The 14,217-nt window shown below is 71.3% G+C and carries 14 protein-coding genes; 2 read left to right on the forward strand and 12 right to left on the reverse strand.

The window, feature by feature from the left end; genetic code table 11:
* Window positions 1-10: 10 nt before the first annotated feature.
* From ABZ374_RS11915 to ABZ374_RS11950, 8 genes are all read right to left on the reverse strand, one after another.
* On the reverse strand, window positions 11-1,120 hold the full coding sequence (locus tag ABZ374_RS11915) for a cupin domain-containing protein (protein ID WP_360309691.1): 1,110 nt from the start codon (window positions 1,118-1,120) through the stop codon (window positions 11-13).
* Window positions 1,117-2,196 carry a carbon-nitrogen hydrolase family protein gene (locus ABZ374_RS11920; protein WP_360309693.1) on the reverse strand — a complete coding sequence of 360 codons (1,080 nt, stop codon included), beginning with the start codon at window positions 2,194-2,196 and terminating at the stop codon, window positions 1,117-1,119. The genes ABZ374_RS11915 and ABZ374_RS11920 overlap by 4 nt, the downstream gene beginning before the upstream one ends.
* Window positions 2,197-2,216: 20 nt before the next feature.
* The gene (locus tag ABZ374_RS11925) at window positions 2,217-4,607 is read right to left on the reverse strand and encodes an FAD-dependent monooxygenase (RefSeq protein WP_360309695.1); all 2,391 of its coding nucleotides are present in this window, start codon (window positions 4,605-4,607) and stop codon (window positions 2,217-2,219) included.
* A 203-nt stretch (window positions 4,608-4,810) separates the two neighbouring features.
* On the reverse strand, window positions 4,811-5,305 hold the full coding sequence (locus tag ABZ374_RS11930) for a thioesterase family protein (RefSeq protein ID WP_360309697.1): 495 nt from the start codon (window positions 5,303-5,305) through the stop codon (window positions 4,811-4,813).
* Window positions 5,302-6,990, reverse strand: coding sequence for an AMP-binding protein (locus tag ABZ374_RS11935; protein ID WP_360309699.1), 1,689 nt, complete (start codon window positions 6,988-6,990; stop codon window positions 5,302-5,304). Before ABZ374_RS11935 ends, ABZ374_RS11930 begins: the two co-directional genes overlap by 4 nt.
* 867 nt (window positions 6,991-7,857) lie before the next feature.
* Window positions 7,858-8,043, reverse strand: coding sequence for a DUF397 domain-containing protein (locus tag ABZ374_RS11940; protein WP_360309701.1), 186 nt, complete (start codon window positions 8,041-8,043; stop codon window positions 7,858-7,860).
* Complete coding sequence (locus ABZ374_RS11945) at window positions 8,040-8,249, reverse strand: DUF397 domain-containing protein (protein ID WP_360309703.1); 210 nt, start codon at window positions 8,247-8,249, stop codon at window positions 8,040-8,042. The genes ABZ374_RS11940 and ABZ374_RS11945 overlap by 4 nt, the downstream gene beginning before the upstream one ends.
* Window positions 8,246-9,082 (reverse strand): helix-turn-helix transcriptional regulator, encoded by an 837-nt coding sequence (locus tag ABZ374_RS11950; RefSeq protein ID WP_360309705.1) that lies wholly within the window; start codon window positions 9,080-9,082, stop codon window positions 8,246-8,248. The genes ABZ374_RS11945 and ABZ374_RS11950 overlap by 4 nt, the downstream gene beginning before the upstream one ends.
* A 158-nt stretch (window positions 9,083-9,240) precedes the next feature.
* On the opposite strand from ABZ374_RS11950, the gene ABZ374_RS11955 reads away from it, so the two are divergent.
* A complete protein-coding gene (locus tag ABZ374_RS11955) occupies window positions 9,241-9,693 on the forward strand; it encodes an ATP-binding protein (protein ID WP_360309707.1) in 453 nt (150 codons plus the stop codon).
* Window positions 9,694-9,917: 224 nt separating this feature from the next.
* Here ABZ374_RS11955 and glmS read toward each other — a convergent pair whose 3' ends face one another.
* Together glmS and ABZ374_RS11965 are read right to left on the reverse strand one after the other, a co-directional pair.
* Window positions 9,918-11,741 carry a glutamine--fructose-6-phosphate transaminase (isomerizing) gene (glmS, locus tag ABZ374_RS11960; RefSeq protein ID WP_360309709.1) on the reverse strand — a complete coding sequence of 608 codons (1,824 nt, stop codon included), beginning with the start codon at window positions 11,739-11,741 and terminating at the stop codon, window positions 9,918-9,920.
* Between the two features lie 99 nt (window positions 11,742-11,840).
* The gene (locus ABZ374_RS11965; RefSeq protein ID WP_360309711.1) at window positions 11,841-12,101 is read right to left on the reverse strand and encodes a hypothetical protein; all 261 of its coding nucleotides are present in this window, start codon (window positions 12,099-12,101) and stop codon (window positions 11,841-11,843) included.
* 154 nt (window positions 12,102-12,255) lie between these two features.
* On the opposite strand from ABZ374_RS11965, the gene ABZ374_RS11970 reads away from it, so the two are divergent.
* Window positions 12,256-12,798, forward strand: coding sequence for a hypothetical protein (locus tag ABZ374_RS11970; protein WP_360309713.1), 543 nt, complete (start codon window positions 12,256-12,258; stop codon window positions 12,796-12,798).
* 17 nt (window positions 12,799-12,815) lie between these two features.
* Here the strand turns inward: ABZ374_RS11970 and ABZ374_RS11975 are convergent, their stop codons facing one another.
* Window positions 12,816-13,370 carry a GNAT family N-acetyltransferase gene (locus tag ABZ374_RS11975; RefSeq protein WP_360309715.1) on the reverse strand — a complete coding sequence of 185 codons (555 nt, stop codon included), beginning with the start codon at window positions 13,368-13,370 and terminating at the stop codon, window positions 12,816-12,818.
* The gene (locus ABZ374_RS11980) at window positions 13,367-14,188 is read right to left on the reverse strand and encodes a GNAT family N-acetyltransferase (protein ID WP_360309717.1); all 822 of its coding nucleotides are present in this window, start codon (window positions 14,186-14,188) and stop codon (window positions 13,367-13,369) included. The genes ABZ374_RS11975 and ABZ374_RS11980 overlap by 4 nt, the downstream gene beginning before the upstream one ends.
* Window positions 14,189-14,217 lie beyond the last annotated feature (29 nt).

Genomic DNA, 14,217 nt, shown 5'->3' on the forward strand with positions numbered 1-14,217 from the left:
CGATCCGGTCTCACGGGGTCGGCTGGTGCCCGTCGTTGTCCGGGTATGCCTCTTCGCGGTGGAAGCCGAGCGAGCGCATCACCGGGAAGTCGTTGAAGGAGAACAACACCGCGTCGTCGGCCGGGTCCAGGTTGGCGTGTTCGTGCCAGGCCCAGGCCGGGACCGCGAAGACGTCGCCCTCGTGCCACTCGAAGCGCTGCCCGCCGACGATCGAGACGCCGTGGCCCTTGGCGGCCGTGTAGACGACCGAGCCGGTGTGTCGGTGGGCCTTGGTCGCCTGTCCGGCGCGCAGGAGTTGGATGTGCGCGCTCATCGTCGGCATCACCGAGCCGCCGGTGGCGGGGTTGGTGTACTCCATGATCACGCCGTCGTACGGCGAGCCCTCGCTCGCCCGGGCCAGGTCGAGCAGCGCCTGGTAGGTGGGCTCCCACGGCCAGGCCAGCAGCGGCGAGTAGGGTCGGGTCCACCGCTCGGTGCCGTACGGCACCAGGTTGCCGCCGTAGGTCAGGACCGAGTTGTTCACCACCTTGCCGGGCACCTGGTACAGGTCCGGGTGCACCTCGTAGAAGCCCGCGTCCAGCGCGTTGACCAGCGGGATGTCCAGGCCGTCCTGCCAGATCACCGGCGCGTCGGCGGACTCGTTGCCGTGCTCGTGCCAGGTCCCGTTCGGGGTGATCGCGAAGTCCCGGGCGCCGACCTTGAGTTTCTCGCCGTCCACGATGGTCCAGGCGCCGGTGCCCTCCAGCACGAACCGCAGCGCGGCGGCCTGGTGCCGGTGCGCGGTCATCGACTCGCCCGGTCCCATGATCTGAAGTCCCGTGTACAGCAGGCCCGCCGCCGCGCTGACGTCGCGCCGTCCGGGATTGACCAGCATCACCACCCGGCGGCCCGCGTCGTCCGCCTTGACCAGGTCGAGCGCCTTGCGTACCAGCGGGCGCAGTTCGGCGTAGCGCCACAACGTGGGTACCGACTTGGGCTGTGGGTACCACGGCTCGATCTCGTTCGCCACGGTCCACAACGCGCCGGCCGCACGGTCGGCCAACTCGGCGTAGTAGGCGCTCAGTTCCGGGGTGTCGGTGACTCGGGCCCGGCCGAGCATGTTGTCGTCCTGGGTGGTCATTTCTCCTCCTCGGGGGCGGGTGCGACGGGTGTGGGGCCGGCGGTGGGGGTCTGGTCGTGGGTGAAGGTGATCGGCGACCGGGGCCGGTTGTCCACGTCGAGCCGGAAGATGTCGAAGCGGTTGTAGTGGCCGACGATGTCGTGCATCTGCTTGGGCTGGATGCACTTGGCGAGGTCGATGTCGGCGTAGACGATGCCCTCGTCGTCGATCAGCGGTTCGGTGACCGGGCGGCCGTCCGGGCCGAAGATGCCGGACAGCGCGCTGCGTTCGCGGCCGAGTTGCTTGCGTACCTCGGCGTCGTCGCCGGCGATCGCGTCGACGATCTCGGGCGAGATGGTCGAGCACGCGACGACCGAGAACACCTTGCCCTCGAAGCTGTGCGCGGCCGTGCGCACCGCGATGGCGTCCGCCATGTCGTAGTCGGCGGGTGCCACCGGCAATGCGATGTAGCTTGCCGCGTGCACGAGTTCGCCCTGGGCGAGCAGGGTGAAGCGGGCCAGTGTGTTGGTGTTCTCGCCGCAGGCGAGCACGCCGAGCGGGCCGATCCCGGTCGGGTGCACGCGCAGCGAGCTGCCGTCGCCGCCGGTCCAGGTCAGCTTCTCCGCCCAGGTGGGCACCAGCTTGCGGTGCACCCCGATCAGTTCGCCGTCCGCGTCGATGGTCAACATGGTGTTGTAGAGCACGCCCATGCTGTGCGAGCCGCGCTCGTTGACGCCGATCACCACCACCGCGCCGGCCGCCCGGGCGGCGGCGCGCAGTGCGTTCACGTGTGGGCCGGGCAGGTCGACCGAGGAGCGGTACAGGCGTTCGAACCAGGGCGAGCCCTGGACCGGGTTCATCGTCCAGTTCCAGTACGGATACCCGGGCACGAACACCTCGGGGAAGACGATCAGTTCGGCGCCGTTGGCGGCGGCCTCGCGGATCAGGTCGACCGCCTTGGCCACGGTGGCGGTCGCGTCCAGGTAGACCGGCGACGCCTGCACGGCCGCGGCCTTGAACCTGGGCGGGTTGTCGCGCTGTTCGCCGGACAGCACGATCGGCGGGGTGGGACCGGTGGGACTGGTCCAACTGTTCATGTCGGGCTCCTCGTGGTCCGTCAGCGCCGGCCGGGTACGGCCACCAAAGGGGAATCGCGGGTCGGCCGCCAACGCCGCGGCACCGTTTCGACCGACTCGCGCAGCAGGTGCAGCCGGGGCGGTACGCGGTCGCTGCCCGCGCCGGGCGGCTTGCGGCTGCCCGGTCGCCAGGCGCTCGGCCACGGCGCGCCGGGTCCGGTGTAGCCCTGCTCGGCGGCGGCGTGCAGCGTCCACATCGGGTCGTACAGGTGGGCGCGGCCGACCGCGCACAGGTCGGCGCGGCCCGCGAGCAGGATCGAGTTGACGTCGTCGTAGGTGGAGATCGCGCCGACCGCGATGGTCGGCACGCCGGTCGCGTTGCGGATCAGATCGGCGAACGGGGTCTGGTAGCCGCGCCCGTAGGCGGGCCGCTCGTGCGGTACCACCTCGCCCGAGGACACGTCGATCGCGTCCGCCCCGGCCGCCGCCAGAGCCCGGGCGATCCGGACCGCGTCGTCCTCGGTGGTGCCGCCCTCGGCCCAGTCGCTCGCCGAGATCCGCACCACCAGCGGCTTGTTCGTCGGCCACACCGCCCGCACTGCGGCCAACACCTCTATCGGGAAGCGCAGTCGGCCGGCGAGCGTGCCGCCGTATTCGTCCTCGCGCAGGTTGGTCAGCGGGGACAGGAAGCCGGACAGCAGGTGGCCGTGTCCGTATTGCAGTTCGAGCGCGTCGAAGCCGGCTCGATCGGCGCGCGCGGCGGCGTCGGCGAACGCGGCGGTGATCGCGTCCAGGTCCGCCCGATCCGCCTCGCGCGGCCGGAAGTCGCCGGCCGCGTCCCAGGGAATCGCCGACGCGGCCACCGTCGGCCACCCGTTCGGGCCCAGCGGCACGCTCCGGCCTTCGGCGTCCGGCACAGTGCTCGCCGCGCGGCGCCCGGCGTGGCCGATCTGGATGCCCAACAGCGGTCCGTCCGGGGCCTGTTCCTTGACCCGGGTGACCACCTCGCGCCACGCGACCTCGTGGGCCGGCGACCACAGGCCCGGGCATGCCTCGGTGGAGCGGCCGTTGGGCAGTACGGCGGTCATGCCCGCGAAGACCAGGCTCGCGCCGCCGAGCGCGAGGGCGCCCAGATGCGCGGACTCGAACGGGCCCGGGATGCCGTCCTCGGCCGCGTAGGTGGCCATCGGCGGCACCACCACGCGGTTGCGCAGCCGGACCGAGCCGAGCCGGAAGGGCTGGAACATCGGCGCCGCGTCCACCCGGTCCGGCCGGCCGGCGGTGAACGCCGCGTCCACCCGGGCTACGAACTCGGGGTCGCGTTCGAGCAGATTGGCGTGGGTGACCCGGCGGCTGCGGGTGAGCAGGTTGAAGGCGAACTGCTCGGGTGCCTGGCCCACCGCGCGGTCGATGTTCTCGAACCACTCCAGGCTGGCCTGCGCGGCGCGCTGGGTCGAACTCACCACCGGCTTGCGTTCGGCCTCGTAGGCGGTCAGCGCGGCCGGGATGCCGGCGTGCTCGTTCAGGCACGCGGCCAGGGCGAGTGCGTCCTCCATGGCCAGCTTGGTACCGGAGCCGATGGAGAAGTGCGCGGTGTGCGCGGCGTCGCCGAGCAGGACCACGTTCTCGTGCCGCCAGGTGGCGTTGCGTACGGTGCTGAACCTGATCCAGCGGGAGTTGTTCGGGATCAGCCGGTGGCCGTCCAGGTGTTCGGCCAACAGTGCCTCGCAGCGCGCGATGCCCGCGTCGTCGCTGGCCCCGCGTGGCAGGTCGCGGCCGGCGAATTCGGCGAATCCGCCGCGCCGCCAGGCGTCCTCGGCGAGTTCGACGATGAAGGTGCTGCGTCGATCGTCGAACGGGTAGGCGTGCACCTGCACCACGCCGAAGTCGTGCTTGTCCACGATGAAGGTGAACGCGTCGAAGACCTTGTCGGTCCCCAGCCACATGTAGCGGCAGCCGCGCTCGTCCAGGCTCGGCCGGAACGTGTCGGCGTAGCGCTCGCGCACCGTCGAGCGCACCCCGTCCGAGGCGACCACCAGGTCGTGGGTGCGCGCGAGTTCGGCCACGTCCGGCGCCTCGGTGCGGTAGCGCAGGTCCACGCCGAGCGCGGCGCAGCGGTCCTGGAGGATGCGCAGGAGCCGCTCCCGGCCCAGCGCGGCGAAGCCGTGCCCACCGGAGGTGAGGGTGCTGCCGCCGTAGCGCACGTCGATGTCGGTCCAGCGGGCGAACCCCTGGGACATCGCGGCGAAGACCTCCGGATCGGCCTGGGCGATGCCGTCCAGCGTCTCGTCGGAGAAGACCACGCCGAAGCCGAACACGTCGTCCGGGGCGTTGCGCTCCCACAGGGTGATCTCAGCGGCCGGCGAGAGCTGCTTGGCGAGGGCGGCGAAGTACAACCCGCCCGGCCCGCCACCGATGACTGCGATGCGCACAGCGTCCTCCAATGTTCCGGGCCTACCCGAGCGTATGTAATAAATTCCACGGTCGTCAATATGGCGCGATATCGCCGTAGGTTGCCGCGTGGCTCCGCGAGGTGGTGTTCGAGAGACCGTGCGGCGGACTGCGAGCCCACGAAGCGGCCTTTGCCCCGTGCGGCGGTCTTCGCCCCGTGCGGCGGTCTTCGCTCCGGCGTGCGTCAGGCGTACGATTCCGGCCGTTGCGGGCCGCCCCGGGACAGCGCGGCCCGGATCTCGTCCGGCCAGGGCGAGGCACCCTCGGCGTCCGGCGGGCAGTGCACGACGGACAGCCGGCCGGTCGCGGCCACGCCCTTGGTGCCGCGCACCTCGAACTCGTAGTGCAGCGAACTGGCCCCCACCCGCACCACCCGCAACGCGGCGTGCACGGATTCGCCGAACCACAACCGCTCGCGGTAGTCCGCCTCGAAGTGCACGCGCGGGATCCGGCCGAACAACTCGGCCACCCCCAGCCGACGCAGCAGCACCGCCTCGGCCGCCTCCACCCAGCGCTGTACGGCCGAGTAGTGGTAGTGGCCGGCCGCGTCGGTGTCCTGCCATTCGACCCGGCGCTCGATCACCACGGAGGGCAGCGTCGCCGCGTCCTCCGCCGGGTCGGTCGGGTCGGTCGGGTCGGGCCGGGTGGGGCGGGTGTCCTGCATCGTGTTGCCTTTCACGAGGCTTCCGGGGCGGGGGCGACGGCCGCGGGTATCGGCCGGCCCGAGGCCGGCGCCGGCGGCGCCGCGCCGGCCTCGGCCCAGGCACGGAGTTCGCCGCGCCGCAGCTTGCCGTTGCCGGTGCGCGGGAGAGCGGCCACGAACTCGACGGCGCGCGGGTACTTGTACGGCGCGATGGCCTGCTTGACGAAGGTCTGGATGCGGCCGGCGGTGTCCGCGTCGGCGGGCACCCCCTCGCGCAGCACCACGTACGCCTTGACGATCAGTCCGCGACCGGGGTCGGGCGCGCCGACCACGCCACACTCGACGACGTCCGGGTGTGCGGCCAGGGCGAGTTCGACCTCGGGGCCGGCGATGTTGTAGCCGGAGGAGACGATCATGTCGTCGCTGCGGGCCTGGTACCAGAGGTAGCCGTCGGCGTCGCGGATGTAGGTGTCGCCGGTGATGTTCCAGCCGTCCCGCACGTAGTCGGCCTGGCGAGGGTCGTCCAGGTAGCGGCAGCCGGTGGGGCCCTTGACCGCCAGTTGGCCGGGGGTACCGTCCGGGACGCGGTGACCGTCGGCGTCGAGCACCACGGCCTCGAAGCCGGGTACCGCGCGGCCGGTCGCACCGGGCCGGATGTCCTGGTCGGCGGCGGAGACGAAGACGTGCAACAACTCGGTCGCGCCGATCCCGTCGATCAGCTCGATCCCGGTCGCCGCGTGCAGGTCGTACCAGGTCTGTGCGGGCAACGCCTCGCCCGCCGATACGCACCGGCGGACGCCCTTGAGCAGGTCGGCCAGGCCCGCGCCCATGATCGCCCGGTAGGCGGTGGGGGCGGTGAACAACACGGTGACGCCGTAGTCGGCGACGATCCGGGCCAGCCGCTCGGGCGTCGCGTGCTCCAACAGCAGGCCGGCCGCGCCCACGTGCAGCGGGAAGACCACCAAGCCGCCGAGGCCGAAGGTGAAGCCCAGCGGCGGGGTGCCGGCGAACAGGTCGTCCGGGGTGGGCTTGAGGATGTGCCGGGCGAAGGTGTCGGAGTTGGCCAGCACATCGCGGTGGAAGTGCATGGTGGCCTTGGGCCGACCGGTGGTCCCGGACGTGAACGCGATCAGCGCGACGTCGTCGGCCGAGGTGTCCACGGCCTCGAACTCGCCGTCCTTGTTCGCACAGCGAGCCGTCAGGTCGGCCTCGTCGGCGCCGCCGTAGGCGAGGGTGGTCAACCCGGGCACCTCGGCCGCCGCCAACTCGTCCAGGAACCGGTGGTCGCACAACGCGACCGTGGGTGCGCCGATCTCGCACAGGGCGGTCAGCTCGTGCGCCCGGAGCAGCGGCATCGTGGTGACCACGACCGCGCCGGCCTTGAGCACGCCGAACCAGCAGGCGACCAGCCACGGGTTGTTGGGCCCGCGCAGCAGTACCCGATTGCCCGGGACCACGCCGAGGTCCTCGGTCAGCACCCGGGCTACCTGGTTCGCCCGGAGCAGGAGGTCCCCGTAGGTCCACTGGTCGTCGAGCGTGACCAGACAGCGACGGTCGGGACCGAGCCGGTCCACGGTGTCGTCCAGCAGGACCCGGGCGCAGTTGAGCCGGGTCGGGTAGCGCAATTCCGGTAGTTCGAAACGCAGTTCGGGCCACAGCTCGGCCGGTGGCAATCGATCACGACAAAACGTATCGACATGAGCGGAAGGAAACAGCTCCATGTGCGCGCACCTCATCCTGGCGTCAGCGGGAGTCGCGCAGCCAGTATCTATCAATTCTGACGACAGTCAATGGAACGCGATATCTTGCGGGCGACGGGCTGGGAGCGGATGCCCGGAACGTGGGGGTTCCACTCGGGTGGGGTGGGGGCGGGTCGCGAGCCGGGCCCGACGGCAGGGGCTGGAGCGCGAGCGGGGTGAGCGCATGGGGGTGGGCCGCGAGTGGGGCGAGCCGGTGGGGGCGGGTCGCGAGCGGGGCGAGCCGGTGAGGGCGGGTCGCGAGCGGGGCGAGCCGGTGAGGGCGGGTCGCGAGCGGGGACCTGGCGGCAGGGGCGAGATCGCGAGCGCAGCGAGCGGGTGGGTGGCTTTCGGCGATGCAGCGCTGCCTCTATTCGGGCGCCTTCGGCGCCGGCTCGCGAGGGGCCACTTTTTCTCTCCCCCGCTACGCTCCTCCGAGAAAAAGTGGCCCCTCGCTCGTGACTTCGTGTCCCTTCGCTTCGCTACGGGCCACGAAGTCAAAGTTCTGCGGCTCCGCCGCTCTCCGCGCTGCGCGCGTCGATCGCGCGGCTCAGCTGGGTCGGGGGCGCTGACGCGCCAAACCGCAGCCACGTTCGGCGGCCCGGGGGGAGGCCCCAATCGTTCCCGCAGCCGATCATTCGTGGTCGGCTGCGGCGGAGATCCAGGGGCTGGAGCGGGCCGCCCCGGTGTCCGTTGAACCGCAGCTTCCGAACCAACGGGCAACGGGTGGAACGGTTGGGTACACAACCCAAGCCACCCACACGGGATCCGCAGCCGGATCGCCAATGGGTGGCCGGCCACGGTCGTGGCCCGAGTGGGCCGCCCCGAGTCACCGCCAACCGTCGCGCGTCCTCAAACCTGGGCGGTGGCTCGGACGAACGCGGCCCACTGAGGGCGACCCACGGCGAGCGGCGGCCAGGCGACGTCTTTGGAGTCTCGGATGTGGACGGCTCGCCGGGTGAGGGCGATCTCGACGCAGGCGTCACCTTGAGCGCTGCTGTAGCTGGACTTCAACCAGTGGAGCGGGGAGGCGCTCATAGGGTCCTTCCGGCCAACGCGCGATCTTGCCTCATGGCGTGAATGAATGGAGCCCACTCGGCGTGCCGCACAGCGAAAAGCGCTCGTGTGCGATCCTTGGAGTCCCGCACCCGGATGGCTTGTTCGGTGACAGCGACCTCGACGCAGTTGTCGCCCTGAGTGCCGCTGTAGCTGGACTTGACCCAAGCCGATTCAGCCGTGCTCATAGTGCTCCCCTGATGCGCTCCAACAGGCCCAGGGATTCCAGATGGTCGCGAGCCTGTGAGCGGAGTGTTGCATATCGTTGATGGAGTACGGCAGCTTCTTTCCGGTCGGCAATGAGGCGACCATTGCCTTGACCCTCCGAATAGGCCAGTCGCCTCCCGTCGGCTGTCTCCAGGAGGGCCATGGGGCCGTCCAGACCCGCGTGACGCCGACAATCGGTTGGCATGATCTGGATCGATACGTTGCGCCGGTCGGCAATCGACAGCATGTGGTCCAATTGGCAGCCGGTGACCTCGATTCCGCCGAGGCGACGTCGGACAACGTGCTCGTCCATGACGAAGGTGAACGAAGTATTGGGCCGCTCCCGGATCAGCAATTGGCGTTCCAGGCGGGCCGTCACCTGTGCCTGAAGTTGTTCATCCGACAGAGGCGGAATGCTGCATTCGAACGCGGCTCGTGCGTACTCCGGTGACTGCAACAGGCCCGGAACCAGGCGACATTCGTATGTACCGAGGCTGACCGCAAGCCCTTCCAACCGCGCCCACTGCCGGAACCAAGCCGCCAAGCCCGGCCGGCGCGACAGATGCCGCGCGGCGCGGCGGAGCGCGCCCGTGTCGCCGAGTGCGGCCTCTGCGCGTTCGACGAAGTCGGGGTCGGGCATTCGGCGGCCGAGTTCGACCGACTCCACGGTGTGTTTCGAGAAGCGCACCATCGTGCCGAAGTCCACCCGGCTCAAGCCCGCGTGTTCGCGGAGGGCCTGGACGACGGCGCCGAACGTGCGGAGACTGTCCGAGGCGTCGGGTTCGCGCTCCCACTCCTCAGCCGGATCGGTCATTCGCGGCCACCTCCAGGCGTGTTGGGTCTTTTCGCTCTCTATCCGCTCAGAGTGACCTCAAGATCACCGTACCGTCCACTCTTGGTGCCCGTACGCTGACCGAGCGTACGGATCGGAAGTCTGGATTCCGGCACCGTCGCCCCGCCACCTTGACGTCCATGAACTCCGCCGCACCCCAACTCCGCGTGGCCGTGAGAGTGTTCGAGCTGCGCCTGACCTCCACCCGTCGTGGCGCCCGATTGGCCCACCAACTCGCCGTCGAGGAACTCCGTGCGTGGGGGCTCCCGCCCGCCGTCGTCGCCCGCGCTCGGCAGATCGTCGCCGAACTCGCCGCCAACGCCGCGCTACACGGCAGCGCCGACCCGTCCCGCGGCTTCAGGCTCACCCTCACCGCCGACGCTGCGCTCGGCACCCTCCGCATCGGCGTTGCCGATAGCCGCCCCGACTGCCCGCCCACAACGAGTACTTCCGCCGAGGCCACCGGCGAGTCCGGCCGCGGCCTCCTCATCGTCACCGCGCTCTGCGACCGTTGGGGCATCGACCCACACCCGCCCACCGGCAAAACGGTCTGGACCGAACTCGACCTCCCTCACGAAGGCCGAGTGCCATGATCGCCGTGGCCGACTCTCGCCCTCGTGTCGGCTCGTGGGCTGGTCCCGTCGGGTCAGGAACGGGTCCGAGAGGAACGCCGGTGGCGAAGACGCTGGTTGTGATCGGTGTGGCGCCGGACACCGCGGGCCCCGCCGGTGGCGGAATCGGGCCCGGTCGGGGTGGGGCGCCGACGCGGTCCCGGCCGGTGGCGTGCCGATCGGACTCGGCCGGGGCCGGGGCCGGGCTACTCCACCGTTACCGACTTGGCCAGGTTGCGGGGGCGGTCGATGTCTTCGCCGAGGGTGTGGGCGGCGTGGTAGGCGAGGAGTTGGGTGGGGATGGTGAGGAGGATCGGGTCGAGTTCGGGTTCGTTGCGGGGGATGTCGATGCGGTCGGCTTCGAGGTCGCCCAGGTCCACGCCCTCGTGGGTGATCACGGTCAGTCGGCCGCCTCGGGCGCGGATCTCGTGGGCCGCGGCCAGGTTGCGGCCGACCAGGTCGTCGTCGGGGATGACGGCGACTGTGGGCAGGTTCGCGTCGATCAGGGCGAGCGGTCCGTGCTTGAGTTCGCTGCTGGGGTATGCCTCGGCGTGGCGGTAGGTGATCTCCTTGAACTTCTGGGCCGCCTCCCGCGCGACCGGATAGCCACGTACCCGGCCGATGAAGAACAGGCTGCGCGCGTCGGCGAGCCGGCGGCCCGCGTCGGCGATGGTCTGCTCGTCGGCGAGGATCTCGGCGATCTGGCCGGGCAGCGCCTGGAGGCCGGCCAGGATCCGGGCGCCGTCCGCGTGCGACAGGTCGTGCACCCGACCCAGCGCCAGCGCCAGCAGCGCGAAGCCCACCGACATGTGGGTCAGCGCCTTGGTCGAGGCCACCGAGACCTCCGGCCCGGCGTGCAGGTAGATGCCGCCGTCGCACTGTCGGGCGATGGACGAGCCGACCACGTTGACCAGGCCGACCACTCGGCCGCCCTTGCGCTGGATCTCGCGCACCGCGAAGAGCGTGTCGGCAGTCTCGCCGGACTGGCTGGCCGCGACGTAGAGCGTGTCCGGCTCGATCACCGGGTTGCGATAGCGGAACTCCGAGGCCGGTTCGGCGTCGGCCGGCACCCGGGCCAGGTCCTCGATCAGCCCGGCGCCCAACTGGCCCACGTAGTAGGCGGACCCGCAGCCGAGGATCTTCACCCGACGGAAGCCGCGCAGCTCGCGCAGCTCCATCCGCAGACCGTCGAGGCGGGCCGAGCCGAACCGGTCGTCGAGCCGGCCGCCCAGCATGCGCTCGACGGAGGAGGGCTGTTCGTGGATCTCCTTGTGCATGAAGTGTTCGTGGCCCGCGAGTTCGAGTTCCTCGACGGTGAGTTCGACGGTGGTCGGCGTCTTGGTGACGTCCTGGTGCTCCCGGGTGAAGGTCCGGAAGCCGGTCGCGGTGACGGTGGCCAGCTCGCCGTCCTCCAGGTGCACGACCGAACTGGTGTGTCGTACCAGCGCCGAGACGTCGCTCGCGACGAACATCTCGCGCTCGCCGACCCCGATGACCAGCGGCGAACCGTTCCGGGCCACCACGATCCGGTCCGGGGTGCCCGCGTCCACGACGGCGATCGCGTAGGTACCGGTCACCTGGGCCAGCGTGGCCACCACGGCGGCTTCGATGGTGTCCTGCGGCGCGCGGGCGATCAGGTGGGCGAGCACTTCGGTGTCGGTGTCCGAGGTCAGCTCGACACCCTCGGCCGTGAGCCGGGCCCGCAGCGCGGCGGCGTTGTCGATGATGCCGTTGTGCACGACCTGGATCCGGCCGTCCGCCGACGCGTGCGGATGCGCGTTGGCCTCCGAGGGTGCGCCGTGGGTGGCCCACCGGGTGTGCCCGATGCCGACCCGCCCCGAGGTCTTGGCCGGAACGGCGGCGGCCAGTGCGTGCACCCGGCCCACCCGGCGGAACACCCTGGCCGGGCCGCGGGTGCCCAGCACCGCGATGCCGGCCGAGTCGTAGCCCCGATATTCCAGTCGGCTCAGCCCTTCGAGCAGGATGGGGGCGGCCTGCTGCGCGCCGATATAGCCCACGATTCCGCACATGTCGCTGCGTTCTCCTTCTTGCTCTCGGCAGGTCGGTGTGTCATGGCACGCCGACGGGCGTACACGATCGACCCGCTCGGCCCACTCGGCCCACTCGGCTCAGCCGTAGATGACGCGGCGCAGTTGACGCTCGGTCAACTCCGGTGGCGCGACCAGGCGTTCGGCCAGTTCGGCGGCGATCAGCCGGTAGATCTGCGCGTTGCGCTTGCCGTAGACCCGGTGGTGCCGATGCCGCCGCCGGACGTAGTCCTCGACCGGCTCGCGGTACCAGGCCAGCACGTCCTCGACGATCCGCTCGGCCTCGGCGGGTGCCAGGCCGGTCGTCGCCGCGATCCGCTCCACCAGTTCGCCGTCAGCCACCCCCCGATCCTGGACCCGGCCGGCACCTACGGCAAGAATCTGCCCGATTTCGGGCAGATCCCGGGTCGAGATGCACTCGGACGGACGATCGGGGTCGACCCGGGTGACCACTTTCGACCTTGTCCGGCGCCCCGGGGCCCGGCAGATTGAGGGGATGATGCTCCCGTTCGTACGCGAAGGCAGGACCGGCTCGATCGAGGCCACCGTCGAGCGCGTCGAGGACCCGGCGGCAATTGGACAGACCGCCGAGGCCCGGGACTTCCCCTGTCTCACCGCGCGGATCGTCTACCCGGGACGCGGCTATGGGGCGTTGTTCGGCTGGGTGCAACTGGTGCGCTCCACCGACGGCGGCGCGGAGTTCGAGATGGACCCGTTCCCGTTGTTCGCCGACGCCGGATCCCCGTACTGCTACTTCGGCGTCGCACCCACCCTCTTCGACTCCCCGGCCCGCTACACCCGAGCCCCGATGACCTGGCTCGCGCACACCTTCCTGGGCTGGACCCCGATGGCCGAGACCATCGAACCCCACGTCGTCCCGCTCGTCGGCTTCTCCTGGGGCTTCTCGATCGACACCCGCGAAACCATCGCCCTGCGGCCGGCCCGCCCGCTCACCCCCGCCGACTGGACCGCCCACCTCCCCTACCTCGCCAAACAACACCCGACCTGGACCTTCGCCCCGGCTCCGCGCGCCGGCTGATCCGCTCGCCGGCCCCGTCAGCCCCCCTCGGCCGGGCCCCGTCCCCCGGGCGCCGCCGGGCAGGGGCGGCCGGTCAGCGGGAGGTGTGCCAGGACGCCCTCGCCGCCGGTGAAGTCGACCCCGGGGATGGTGAATTCGCGGGTCTCCTCGTGAAAACCCAACGCTTCGTGCAGGTGCAGCGAGGCGGTGTTGCGGGCGTTGGTGAAGTACCAGGCCGACTCGGCACGTTCGGCGATCCAGGCCAGGCGGGCCCGGGTCAGGCGCAGGCCCAGGCCGTTGCGGCGGGCGGTGGGGGCGACCACGATTCCGGCCAGGTAGTAGCCGACGGGGGCGGTCGGCGACGGGTCGAGGTGCACCGCGCGGGCGTAGCCGACCACCGGGTCGGCGCCGGTCGAGGGCTCCGTCGCGACCAGGAAACAGCCGTCCGGGCGGTCGAACCAGGTCCGCACGCGTGCTCGCAGATCGGCTTCGGCGTCCGCCGGGGCCCCCTCGTGCAGCGCGAGCAACGCCGCGCACGCGTCGAGGTCGCCGGCTCGCGCGCCGCGCACCACGAAGGTTCGCGACCGGCTCACCCGATCCGCCCCCGCGACACCACATAGCCCGCCTCGCGGTCGAAGCCCAGGACCGTGGCGCCCTCGTCGAGCAGGGTGCCGAGGGTCTCCCGGAGGGCGGTGCGCCAGGCGTGGGCGGCCTCGGGGGCGGTCCGTCGCAACGACTCGATGTCGGCCGGCAGCGCGATCAGCACGACGTCGCCGTCCGGGTCGCCCGACACCGGCAGGCCCTCCCGTGCCACCAGGGCCGCGCCGGCGTCCGGCGGCACCGGGACCCGCGTGCGCCGGCCGCGCACCGCCGCCAGCACCCTCGGGTCGGTCAACTCCCAGACCGCCAGGACCCGGTCGCTCGCGTCACCGCTGTTGAGGGTGTCCACCATCTCGCCGTAGAAGTCCGGCAGGTACTCCACCGGCCGCGCACCCAGCTTGACCAGGTTGAAGTGGGCGTTGCGGCGCACCAGCGGGTCGTACGTCCAGGTGATCCGGCGCAGCCCTCGGGCCAGGGCCCACTCGCGCTGATGCGTCTTGAGCGCGAAGCCCACCCCGCTCCCGGCCATGGCCCCGGTGACGTGCGAGTGCAGCGTCTCGCCGAGCGGCGCGCCGAAGAACGCAACCGTCGCGCCGACCAGGCGGCCGTCCCGATAGGCCCCGGCGACGTAGTTCCCGGAATGCGCGAAGGCCCGCAGCAGTTCGACACCCACGGGCGGGCCCTGGCCCGGCACGGGTGGCCAGATCCCGCCGTACAGGTGCTCGACATCGCGAAACTCGCCGAGTTCGCGCAGTTCCCGCACCTGCAGGCGCTGCGCGTGCGCCCGCTCCCGCACCGTCGGATCGTCCATCCCGTCCGCACCGCCCTTCGCTCGGTCCG

Source organism: Embleya sp. NPDC005971, assembly GCF_040629175.1.
Lineage (GTDB): Bacteria > Actinomycetota > Actinomycetes > Streptomycetales > Streptomycetaceae > Embleya.